Source organism: Streptomyces humicola (assembly GCF_024436035.1).
GTDB classification, from domain to species: Bacteria; Actinomycetota; Actinomycetes; order Streptomycetales; family Streptomycetaceae; genus Streptantibioticus_B; species Streptantibioticus_B humicola.
In genome coordinates, this window is record NZ_JANFNG010000020.1 from 102,489 (window position 1) to 113,055 (window position 10,567).

11 protein-coding genes are annotated in these 10,567 nt (G+C 70.8%); 9 read left to right on the plus strand and 2 right to left on the minus strand.

The genetic code is table 11. From position 1 onward, the window contains the following. Positions 1-262 precede the first annotated feature (262 nt). From NGB36_RS22845 to NGB36_RS22860, 4 genes are all read left to right on the plus strand, one after another. A complete protein-coding gene (locus NGB36_RS22845) occupies positions 263-1,648 on the plus strand; it encodes a DUF6421 family protein (protein ID WP_255922283.1) in 1,386 nt (461 codons plus the stop codon). A 29-nt stretch (positions 1,649-1,677) separates the two neighbouring features. Further along, positions 1,678-2,436, plus strand: a complete 759-nt coding sequence (locus tag NGB36_RS22850) for an SDR family oxidoreductase (RefSeq protein WP_255922303.1) — start codon at positions 1,678-1,680, stop codon at positions 2,434-2,436. Continuing rightward, positions 2,433-3,509 carry a threonine aldolase family protein gene (locus tag NGB36_RS22855; RefSeq protein ID WP_255922284.1) on the plus strand — a complete coding sequence of 359 codons (1,077 nt, stop codon included), beginning with the start codon at positions 2,433-2,435 and terminating at the stop codon, positions 3,507-3,509. Before NGB36_RS22850 ends, NGB36_RS22855 begins: the two co-directional genes overlap by 4 nt. Positions 3,510-3,650: 141 nt before the next feature. Then, positions 3,651-4,355 (plus strand): B3/B4 domain-containing protein, encoded by a 705-nt coding sequence (locus NGB36_RS22860; RefSeq protein ID WP_255922304.1) that lies wholly within the window; start codon positions 3,651-3,653, stop codon positions 4,353-4,355. Positions 4,356-4,361: 6 nt separating this feature from the next. On the opposite strand, the gene NGB36_RS22865 is transcribed toward NGB36_RS22860, so the two are convergent. Together NGB36_RS22865 and NGB36_RS22870 are read right to left on the minus strand one after the other, a co-directional pair. Further along, positions 4,362-5,084 carry a lysophospholipid acyltransferase family protein gene (locus NGB36_RS22865; RefSeq protein WP_255922285.1) on the minus strand — a complete coding sequence of 241 codons (723 nt, stop codon included), beginning with the start codon at positions 5,082-5,084 and terminating at the stop codon, positions 4,362-4,364. Positions 5,085-5,217: 133 nt separating this feature from the next. Beyond that, positions 5,218-5,625 carry a DUF4395 domain-containing protein gene (locus tag NGB36_RS22870; protein WP_255922286.1) on the minus strand — a complete coding sequence of 136 codons (408 nt, stop codon included), beginning with the start codon at positions 5,623-5,625 and terminating at the stop codon, positions 5,218-5,220. An 87-nt stretch (positions 5,626-5,712) separates the two neighbouring features. On the opposite strand from NGB36_RS22870, the gene NGB36_RS22875 reads away from it, so the two are divergent. The 5 genes from NGB36_RS22875 to NGB36_RS22895 all read left to right on the plus strand — a co-directional run bounded on the left by NGB36_RS22875 (position 5,713) and on the right by NGB36_RS22895 (position 10,331). Continuing rightward, entirely contained in the window at positions 5,713-6,132 is a 420-nt protein-coding gene (locus tag NGB36_RS22875) for a thioredoxin family protein (RefSeq protein ID WP_255922287.1), read from the plus strand. Between the two features lie 199 nt (positions 6,133-6,331). Further along, a complete protein-coding gene (locus tag NGB36_RS22880) occupies positions 6,332-6,883 on the plus strand; it encodes a flavin reductase family protein (RefSeq protein WP_255922288.1) in 552 nt (183 codons plus the stop codon). 240 nt (positions 6,884-7,123) lie between these two features. Then, entirely contained in the window at positions 7,124-7,909 is a 786-nt protein-coding gene (locus tag NGB36_RS22885; RefSeq protein ID WP_255922289.1) for an electron transfer flavoprotein subunit beta/FixA family protein, read from the plus strand. Positions 7,910-7,959: 50 nt separating this feature from the next. After that, positions 7,960-8,922: an electron transfer flavoprotein subunit alpha/FixB family protein gene (locus tag NGB36_RS22890; RefSeq protein ID WP_255922290.1), complete on the plus strand. Its 963-nt coding sequence runs from the start codon at positions 7,960-7,962 to the stop codon at positions 8,920-8,922. A 137-nt stretch (positions 8,923-9,059) separates the two neighbouring features. After that, entirely contained in the window at positions 9,060-10,331 is a 1,272-nt protein-coding gene (locus NGB36_RS22895; protein ID WP_443741612.1) for a DUF6986 family protein, read from the plus strand. The last annotated feature ends 236 nt before the right edge of the window (positions 10,332-10,567 follow it).

Genomic DNA, 10,567 nt, shown 5'->3' on the forward strand with positions numbered 1-10,567 from the left:
GCTCAGGCCTCCGCCCGCCCTGTGGCCCGCGACGGCTCAACGATCACCCTAGCCACCCGCGACGACGATCTGCCGAACTACCGGTGGCCGTGAGGTGTCGACCCGCCAGAGGTGAGAAATCTCCTTGGGATCGGGTATGTAACAGGAGAAATCCCCGCGAACACCAGCTGTCGCCGGAGGATTATTCGAATCCTCCCCTTGAACCGCACAACCCAGCGCCCTTACCGTGTCTGGCGCAAAGATCTTCTGTGGAGGACGGGTCATGAGGGAAGATTTCCTGTCGGTCGCGGCGAGCGGCGACGAAGGTATCGTGCGACAGCCCGCCTGGGCAGTGCTCAAGGAGGCGGTCGAGGCGATACGGGTCTGGCAGTCGAAGGACGGTTCCATCGACTTCTCCGCCCAGGGCGCTCCGGAGCCCGCCGAGGCGGAGCGGGAGCTCTCGCGCGCGGTCGGCGCGGTCCAGGAACTGGCGCCGCTGCTGCCGCACGACGCCGCGTACCACGAGGCCCTCGTGGCGGACCTGCGCCGTTGGGGCGCGGATGGATTCGGCGTCCCCGACTTCCTCGACTCGTTGCTGGCATTCCAGCCCGCGGCCGACCGCCGCGACGGCCTGGAGCACCTCGTCGTCTTCGCGATGTACACCCAGAACGGCAATCCGGACCGCAACCTGGAGGCCGTCGCGCTGCGTGTGGTGTGGCCGGAGTGGCTGGCGGAGCTCGAGCACACCCGCTACGACAACCCGATGTTCGTGCCGATCACTTTCGAGGACTTCACCAGCGGCTACGACACCAACTCCGCTGTTCTCTTCCCCGAGACGGTCGCCGTCCGCGAGGTGCCGGAACGGTTCAGCTGGGGTGCCATCTTCTGCGACCGCGAGGCCGCCCGCTTCCGCCGGGTGACGGAGGCCGCCGTCACCACCCTCGGCCTGGCGCTCCCCGAGCGCGCCGCGGAGCTCGTCGCCGACCAGGAGCTCGCCCAGCAGACGTTCGTGCTCTGGGACATGATCCACGACCGCACCCACAGTCACGGCGACCTGCCGTTCGACCCGTTCATGATCAAGCAGCGCCAGCCGTTCTGGATGTACGGCCTCGAAGAGCTCCGCTGCGACCTCACCGCCTTCAAGGAGGCGGTCAAGCTGGAGGCGGACGGCTACGAGCAGGGCACCCTCGTCCAGTACGCCGTCCTGTTCGACCGGCTCTTCCGCTTCCCCGTCACCGGCGAGCGGGTCCGCAACTACGACGGCCTCGGCGGTCAGCTCCTCTTCGCCTACCTGCACCAGCACGACGTGCTGCGCTGGACGGACAACACCCTGCACATCGACTGGCAGCGCGCCCCTCAGGTCACCAACCAGCTGTGTGCGGAGATCGAGAAGCTCTACCGGGACGGCATCGACCGGCCCAAGCTCGTCCACTGGTTCGCCGCCTACGAGCTGGTCTCCACCTATCTCGCGCCGCACCCCGGCTCGGTGTGGGCCAAGGGCCCCGACGCCCTCGACCTCTCGCTGCCGCCGCGCAAACTCGTCGACGACGTGCTGCCGGACGAGTTTCCGCTCAGCATGTTCTATGAGGCGCTCGCGAAGAAGCTGCGCGATGTGATCGCTTCGACGAAGGGCATCACTGCCGACGACGCGGTGCGGGTGGCCGCGTGACGCGCGCGACCGGGCAGGAGGCGAAGGCGATGACCACTGGGAACAACACGAGGCCGCTGAGCGGCGCGGTGATCGCGGTGGCGGGTGCCGGCGGCCCGGCGGGCAAGGCCACGCTGTGCCGTCTCGCCCAGGCGGGAGTGCACGTCGTGGCCGCGGACGCCCAGCCGGAACGGCTCGCCGAAGCCGTCGACGCCGCCCGCTACCAGGCCGGGGGCGGCGACATCACCGGGGACGTCATCGACCTGCTCGACATCGACGCCACCCGGGAGTGGGCCGCCCGCACCGAGAAGCAGTTCGGCCGCATCGACGGCCTGATCCACCTCGTCGGCGGCTGGCGCGGCTCGGCCACTTTCCCCGAGACCGACCTGGGGGACTGGACCGTCCTCAACGACCTGCTGGTGCGCACTGTCCAGCACACCTCGCTCGCGTTCCACGACCCCTTGCTGCGCAGCGCGTTCGGGCGCTACGTGCTGATCAGCCAGTCCGGCGCGACCAAGCCCACCGCGGGCAACGCCGCCTACGCGGCCGCCAAGGCGGCGGCCGAGGCATGGACGCTCGCGCTTGCGGACTCCTTCCGCAAGGCCGGCGGGGAGACGGGACCGACCGCCGCGGCTACGATCATCGTCGTCAAGGCGCTGGTGCACGACGAGATGCGGGCGCAGCGCCCCAACGCGAAATTCGCCGGTTTCACGGATGTCGGCGAGCTGGCGGACAGCATCGCCGGCGTGTGGACCCGGCCTGCCGACGAAGTGAACGGAAACCGCTTGTGGCTCACTCCCCGACCGTGAACGGCCATCCCGCGACCGAAGCCGTGCGACGCCACGACCCCGGGGTGCGAGGCTTCGCCAGCGACAACTACGCGGGCGCGCACCCGGAGGTGCTCGCGGCGCTGGCGCTCGCCAACGGCGGCCACCAGGTCGCCTACGGCGAGGACGAGTACACCGCGCACCTGCAGGACGTCTTCCGCCGTCACTTCGGCCCCCGCGCCGAGGTGTACCCGGTGTTCAACGGCACCGGCGCCAACGTCACCGCGCTGCAGGCGCTCACCGAACGGTGGGGCGCGGTGATCTGCGCCGCATCCGCCCACATCAACGTGGACGAGTGCGGCGCGCCCGAACGCATCGGCGGGCTCAAGCTGCTCGCGATCCCGACGCCCGACGGCAAGCTCACCCCCGAGCTGATCGACCGGGAGGCGTGGGGATTCGACGACGAGCACCGCGCCCAGCCACAGGTCGTCTCCATCACCCAGAGCACCGAACTGGGCACCTGCTACACGCCGGAGGAGGTCCGGGCGATCTGCGAGCGCGCCCATGAGCGGGGCATGGCCGTCCATCTCGACGGCGCGCGGATCGCCAACGCCGCCGCGACGCTGGGTGTGCCGCTGGCCGAGTTCACCACCGAGGCCGGGGTCGACGTCCTCAGCTTCGGCGGGACCAAGAACGGGCTGCTGCTCGGCGAGTGCGTCGTCGTGCTCGATCCGCAGCGGGTGCGTGCGATGAAGCATCTGCGCAAGCTGTCGATGCAGCTGGCCTCCAAGATGCGTTTCATCTCGGTGCAGTTCGAGGCGCTGCTCGCCGGGGATCTGTGGCTGCGCAGCGCACGGCACGCCAATGCCATGGCGACGCGCCTCGCCGACGCCGTCCGCGGGATCGACGGCGTCACGCTGCTGTACCCGGTACAGGCCAACGGGGTCTTCGCGACGCTGCCGCGTGACGTCACCGATCGGCTGCAGAAGCGTTTCCGGTTCTATGTGTGGGACGAGGCGACCGGCGCCGTGCGCTGGATGTGCTCGTTCGACACGACGGAGGAGGACGTGGACGCCTTCGCCGCCGCGATCGCCGAGGAGATGGCGGCGCGGTAGGACGTACGTGCGCATCAATCGCCGCGGGTCGGCGGGTACGGTCACGCCATGGAGCCGTTCCGCGAGACCGCCGACACCGCCGGCCCCGGCGACGTGCTCTGCGCCGTGGTGACACCCGAGCCCCCGCACCGAAGGCTTCCGATGACGTCCGCACCACCTTTGACCCTCACCGTCGCGGATGACGTCCGCGCCCTCGCACCGCACTTCACCCACCTTGCGGTCGAGGCCCGTGGCCTGAGCGGCGGTCCGAGCGACGAGCGCAGTTCGGTTCTGCTCGACGACGCGGTACGCCGGCTCTCGGCGCGCCTCGGCGGTCGCCCGCCGCACGAGCACCCGCACATCGCTGCCTGGCGCGCCGCCTACTCGGCCTTCGGCGCCAAGCCGTCCCGCACCCGCAACTCCGCCGAGGCGCTCGCCCGCCGCGCACTCGCCGACGGCGCGCTGCCTCGGATCAACCTCCTCGTCGACGTCTACAACGCCGTCAGCGTGGCGCATCTCGTTCCGGTCGGCGGTGAGGACGCCGACCGCATCCAGGGCGGCATGCGGCTGGTGCGGGCCGTCGGCGACGAGCCGTTCGAGACCGCCGCCGGGGGCGAGCCGGCGGTCGAGCACCCGGAGCCCGGCGAGGTGGTCTGGCTGGACGACGCCGGGGTGACCTGCCGGCGCTGGAACTGGCGGCAGGGGGTGCGCACCCGCCTCACCAAGGAGTCCACGCGTGCCCTCTTCCTGCTGGAACGCCTCGATCCGATGCCGCTCGACGACCTGCGGGCGGCCGGTGCCGAACTCGCCGAGCAGCTGTCCCGGTTGAGCCCCGGCGCCGAGATCGTCGTCCGGGACCCCGCGTGACGCGGCCTAGGCCAGTGCCTCGGCCTGTTCCGGGGTCGGTGCGGTGCCGCCCAGGTGCGCGGGCAGCCACCAGCTGTCGTCGGGGCCGCTCGGGCGTACCGGATACGCACGCGCGGCGGCGTCGAGCAACTCCTGTACGCGGCCGCGCAGTCGATCGGTGAGCGACTCCGCGTCCTCGTGCGGTTCTGCCGCCAGGGGCTCGCCGACGCGCATCGTGATGGGGAAGTGATGGCGGCCGAGCCGTCGCGGATGACCCTTGGTCCACATCCGCTGTGTGCCCCACAGAGCCATCGGCAGCAGCGGCACGCCGGCGTCCTGGGCGAGCCGTGCCGCGCCGGTCTTGAACGCCTTGAGCGTGAAGGAGCGTGAGATCGTCGCCTCGGGGAAGACCCCGACGATCTCGCCCGCCCGCAGCGCGCGCAGCGCGTGCTCGTAGGCGGCGACACCGCGCGACCGGTCCACGGGGATGTGCTTCATCGCGCGCATCAACGGCCCCGACACCTTGTGCCGGAAGACGGACTCCTTGGCCATGAAGCGCACCAGCCGCTTCGCCGGGCGCGCGGCGAGTCCGCAGAAGACGAAGTCCAGGTAGCTGATGTGGTTGCTCACCAGCAAGGCTCCACCGCGGTGCGGCACATGCTCGGTGCCGGCCATGTCGAAGCGCAGGCCCTGCACACGGAACATGGTGCGGGCGATGCCGATGACCGGGGGATAGACGAGTTCGGCCACGTGGGGGGACACCTTCCAGATGGCTGGGTGCGAAAGTTACCAGGCCGTAGGTTGCGGCCGTCGCAGGATGGTCCCTCGACAACGTGTTAACCGCCAGATCCCGCGCCGGCATCGGCACGAGATTCTTCTCACGTCATCCCATGGCACGCCGCAGCAGCAGATACGTCTCGCACCCCAGGCAGTAACCGAAGGCGGCGTTGAGGAAGGCTGCGGCGAGCGCACACGCGGTCGCCGCAGGCCCGAGCCACGACGGCCCGATGGCGTAGCCGGTCACTCCGATCACCGTGAAGACGAGTCCGACCCCCTGCGCGAAGCGGGGAGGTGCGGGGTCCTCCGTCGCGGTCGGCGGTCCGAGCCTGGGCCGCACCAGCGCGCGGAACACCACCCCGTACGGCGAACGTTGCACACCGAGCACCGTACCGAGAGCGAACACCAGTGCCTGGACGGCAAGGAGCCAACCGCTGCCGGTGATCAGCGCGACCGCGAGGACGACGGTGGTGAGAGCCGCGCCGAACCGCGGCCCGCGGACATCGATGGTCATGCGCTCCATCATGGCCGAGCGGGCCGCCGCGGGCGCTCCGGGAATCATTGCGGTCCTATGAATGCTGCACCCGACCGGGAGGCGAAGATGACAGGACTCGTGGTGTGCGTCGCCGTGTTCGCCGCGGCCGGGATCTTCGGCCTGGTGCACCGGCGGACCGACGGGAGGACACGAGTGCGCAGCAAGGACGACGGCACGCGGCTGACGGCAGCCGAGATCGGCGGTGCGCTCGGTGAGCGGGCCACGTTGGTGCAGTTCTCGAGTGCCTTCTGCGCGCCGTGCCGTGCCACGCGACGCACCCTCGCCGAGGTCGCCGAGATGGTCGACGGCGTTGTGCACGTGGAGATCGACGCCGAGGCCCATCTCGATCTCGTCCGTCGTCTTTCGATCCTGAAGACCCCCACCGTGCTGGTGCTCGACCGCAACGGCGCGGTCCGCCGCCGGGCCGCGGGTCAGCCGCGCAAGGCGGATGTCATCGCCGCCGTCGGAGCGGCGGTGGACCAGTGATCCCCGTCCCACATGCCGGTCCGCCCTTGACGTGGTGCAACCGGAATCGTCAGTCTGACGTTATGTCGCATGAGCTCCTTCTGTACGGGCGGACGGATGTCGACCTCGGTCGGCACGCCAGCGCGCGCTGTCCGGACGGCCGTTGACCACCCCTGACGCCCGTTCAGTTCCGGCCCGACCGTTACAGAAGGACAACTCCATGACTGCGTCGACCGATCTCGGCCGCCCCTCGCATCTGGCCGCTTCCCGATCGGGCGCCCCCGATCTCGCCGAGGCTGCCTTCGACAGCACCGTCTTCCGCTCGGTCTTCCGCCGCCACGCGGCGGGCGTCGCCGTGATCACCGCGGCGGGCGCCGGACCGGTCGGGTTCACGGCCACCTCGCTGACCTCGGTGGCGGCCGAGCCGCCGCTGCTCTCGTTCGGCATCAGCACCGGCTCCTCCAGCTGGCCGACGCTCACCGAGGCCACACACGTCGGTGTCCACATACTCGGCGAGCACCAGGAGGAGCTGGCGGCGACCTTTGCGCGCAGCGGCGCCGACCGCTTCGGTAGGCCCACCTCATGGCGTACCGGCCCGCACGGCGTGCCGGTGCTTGACGGCGTTTCCGCCTGGCTCGTGTGCCGGATCGCGGCCCGGGTGCCCGCCGGTGACCACCGCATCGTCGTCGCCGAGGCGGTTGCCGGCGATCCCGAGGGTCCCGGTCGCCCGCTCCTCTACCACGAGGGCCGCTTCAACGCCCTGAGACACTGAGCCCGTGCCGGGATCTCTCGGCGGTGTCCGCAGGCGTCGGGAACGTCACAGTTCACGAGCCTTGCGGACCGGGCACGGGTTCTGTCTACTGGCGAGTAATATTTCTGTCGGGGCGTCCCGGCGGTGCTTCGGCTCCGCCTTGGCGCTCCGGCCGGGGAACCGCCCCCGAAGGCGCCTATGCTGCCTTCACCGGGCAGTTACTGGGTGGGCCCGCAAACCCGATGCAGTAGGAGAGCAGGCGTGAGCTTGAGGATCGTTGTCTGTGTGAAGTACGTGCCCGACGCCACGGGCGACCGTCACTTCGCCGAGGACCTGACCACTGACCGCGATGCCGTGGACGGCCTGCTGTCGGAGCTCGACGAGTACGCGGTGGAACAGGCGCTGCAGATCTCCGAGGCCGCCGACGACGCGGAGATCACCGTGCTGACCGTCGGTCCGGAGGACGCGAAGGACGCGCTGCGCAAGGCGCTGTCGATGGGCGCCGACAAGGCCGTCCACGTCGAGGACGACGCGCTGCACGGCACCGACATCCTGGGTACGTCGCTGGTGCTGGCCAAGGCGATCGAGCACGTCGGCTACGACCTGGTCGTCTGCGGCATGGCGTCCACCGACGGCACCGCCGGCGTCGTCCCGGCGATCCTCGCCGAGCGCCTGTCCGTGCCGCAGGTCACGCTGCTGTCCGAGGTCAAGGTCGAGGACGGCACAGTGACCGGCCGCCGCGACGGTGACGCGGCGAGCGAGCAGCTTCAGGCGTCGCTGCCGGCCGTGGTGTCGGTGACCGACCAGTCCGGCGAGGCCCGTTACCCGTCGTTCAAGGGCATCATGGCCGCCAAGAAGAAGCCGGTGGAGTCGCTCGACCTGTCCGACCTGGGCATCGAGGCGGCCGAGGTGGGTCTGGCGGGCGCCTGGAGCGCGGTCGACGAGGCCAACGAACGCCCGGCCCGCACCGCCGGGACGATCGTCAAGGACGAGGGCGAGGGCGGCAAGCAGCTCGCAGCCTTCCTCGCGGAGCGCAAGTTCATCTGAGCCGCCGCCCCTGTCACGCCGTCAGAACCTCGCAGGAGAGATGAATTCCCATGGGTGAAGTCCTCGTCTACGTCGACCATGTGGACGGCGCCGTCCGCAAGCCGACCCTCGAACTGCTGACCCTGGCCCGCCGCATCGGCGAGCCCGTCGCCGTCCACCTGGGCGCCGGCGCCGACACTGCCGCCCCGGTGCTCGCCGAGCACGGCGCGACCCGGGTGCTGGCCGCCGACGCGTCCGAGTTCGCCGACTACCTCGTCGTGCCGAAGGTGGACGCGCTGGAGCAGGCCGTCACGTCCGTGAACCCGGTCGCCGTCCTGGTGCCGTCCTCCGCCGAGGGCAAGGAGATCGCGGCCCGCCTCGCGGTGCGCATCGGCTCCGGCATCATCACCGACGCCATCGACCTGGAGGCCGGCACCGAGGGCCCGGTCGCAACCCAGTCGGTGTTCGCCGCCGCGTTCACCACCAAGTCGCACATCACCAAGGGCACCCCGGTGATCACCGTCAAGCCGAACTCGGCCACCCCCGAGGCCGCACCCGCGGCGGGCACCGTCGAGCAGTTCGCAGTGACCTTCAGCGAGGGCGCCACCGGCACCAAGGTCGTGGCGCGCACCCCGCGCGAGTCCACCGGCCGCCCGGAGCTGACCGAGGCCGCGATGGTGGTCTCCGGCGGCCGCGGTGTGGGTGCCGCGGAGAACTTCAACATCATCGAGGCGCTGGCCGACTCGCTCGGCGCGGCCGTCGGCGCCTCGCGCGCCGCCGTCGACGCCGGCTGGTACCCGCACAGCAACCAGGTGGGCCAGACCGGCAAGCAGGTCTCCCCGCAGCTGTACATCGCCTCCGGCATCTCCGGAGCGATCCAGCACCGGGCGGGCATGCAGACGTCCAAGACCATCGTGGCCATCAACAAGGACGCCGAAGCCCCGATCTTCGACCTCGTCGATTACGGCGTCGTCGGCGACCTCTTCGAGGTCGTCCCGCAGCTCACCGAGGAGATCAAGGTCCGCAAGGGCTGAGCCGTCACCTGCTGAGCCGTCACATGGAGTGGTCCCTGCACGCCCCGGGCGTACAGGGACCACTTCCGTGTTGACCTGGCGGTACGGCCCGGCTAGCTTCACTTCAACGGTTTGTTGAAAGCTCGGGAGTGTGGCAGATGGCGCAGGGTGAGAGGGCCGGCATGTCGCTGTCGGACGCGGTACGGGAGAGCGTCGGTGCGTCGCTGGCCGGCGTCGATGCCGAGCTGGCGCGGCGCTACCCGGGGGACCCCGGCACGCGGCAGCCGGTGCACACCGTCTACGTACCGGGAGACGTCTTCGAAGCGGGCACCGTCCGCTCCTGGGGCGACCAGGCCCTTGCCGCGCTCGACGAGCACGCCCCCGACGCAGCGGCGTTCGCCCGTGTCCTGGAGCTTCCCGAGCAGCTCGCCGCGGATGTCTACGAACGCGTCCGCGCCAAGCTGCGGCGCGAGCCCATCGAAGATCTGCGGATCGACTTCGAGGACGGTTACGGCCCGCGCCCCGACGACGAGGAGGACGCCGCAGCCGCGCGCGCCGCCCGGCTCGTCGCCCGGACCGTTGCCGACGGCACCGCACCGCCCTGCATCGGCATCCGGATGAAGTGCATGGAGGCCGCCGTCCGCGACCGCGGCATCCGCACGCTCGACATCTTCCTCACCGGACTCATGGAGGCCGGCGGCCTGCCCGAGGGGCTCGTGCTGACCCTCCCCAAGGTGACCTTCCCCGAGCAGGTCTCGGCCATGGTCAGGCTCTGCGAGGAGTTCGAGAAGGCCCGCGGCCTCGGGCAGGGCCGGATCGGCTTCGAGATCCAGATCGAGACCACCCAGGCGATCCTCGGCCCCGACGGCAGGGCCACGGTCGCCCGGCTGATCGACGCCGCCGAGGGCCGCGCCACCGGCCTGCACTACGGAACCTTCGACTACAGCGCCTCGTGCGGCGTCAGCGCCGCGTACCAGTCCATGGACCACCCGGTGGCCGACCACGCCAAGGCCGTCATGCAGGTCGCGGCCGCGGGCACAGGCGTACGCCTGTCGGACGGCTCCACGAATGTGCTGCCGGTCGGCCCGACCTCCCAGGTCCACGACGCCTGGCGGCTCCACTACGGCCTGGTGCGGCGCTCGCTCGCCCGCGCCTACTACCAGGGCTGGGACATGCACCCGGGCCACCTGCCGACCCGCTACGCGGCCGTCTATGCCTTCTACCGCGAGGGCCTGGAGTCGGCGGCGGCACGGCTTGCGGCGTACGTGGCACGCGCGGGGGGTGACGTGATGGACGAGCCGGCAACGGCGAAGGCGCTGAGCGGATATGTGCTGCGTGGTCTGGACTGCGGTGCGGTCGACCTGGACGAGGTGAGCGGCGCGACGGGGCTCGGGCGTGCGGAGCTGGACGCCCTCGCCGGGCGGGCTTGACGCTCTGGGGGTTCGCCCCTTTCCCGCGGTTGCGGCTTGCGTAGGTGTTCTTCCCGCCGCCCGCGGTTGCGGTGCGCTGCGCTGGGCGTTCTGCGGTCGGTTCGCCCGTTCCCCGCGGTTGCTGCTGGGGTGGGGTGTTTTTCCCGCCGCCCGCGGTTGCGGTGACGCTGCGCTGGGCGCTGGGCCTTTGGGGGTCGGTTTGCCCGTTCCCCGCGGTTGCGGTTGGGGGTGGGTGT

Excerpts from the sequence above, each read along its gene's own strand:
- NGB36_RS22870 (WP_255922286.1), bottom strand. The coding sequence starts at position 5,625 with ATGACCATCGATGTCCGCGGGCCGCGGTTCGGCGCGGCTCTCACCACC.
- NGB36_RS22880 (WP_255922288.1), top strand. The coding sequence starts at position 6,332 with ATGACTGCGTCGACCGATCTCGGCCGCCCCTCGCATCTGGCCGCTTCC.
- NGB36_RS22890 (WP_255922290.1), top strand. The coding sequence starts at position 7,960 with ATGGGTGAAGTCCTCGTCTACGTCGACCATGTGGACGGCGCCGTCCGC.
- NGB36_RS22845 (WP_255922283.1), top strand. The coding sequence starts at position 263 with ATGAGGGAAGATTTCCTGTCGGTCGCGGCGAGCGGCGACGAAGGTATC.
- NGB36_RS22860 (WP_255922304.1), top strand. The coding sequence starts at position 3,651 with ATGACGTCCGCACCACCTTTGACCCTCACCGTCGCGGATGACGTCCGC.
- NGB36_RS22875 (WP_255922287.1), top strand. The coding sequence starts at position 5,713 with ATGACAGGACTCGTGGTGTGCGTCGCCGTGTTCGCCGCGGCCGGGATC.
- NGB36_RS22895 (WP_443741612.1), top strand. The coding sequence starts at position 9,060 with ATGGCGCAGGGTGAGAGGGCCGGCATGTCGCTGTCGGACGCGGTACGG.
- NGB36_RS22850 (WP_255922303.1), top strand. The coding sequence starts at position 1,678 with ATGACCACTGGGAACAACACGAGGCCGCTGAGCGGCGCGGTGATCGCG.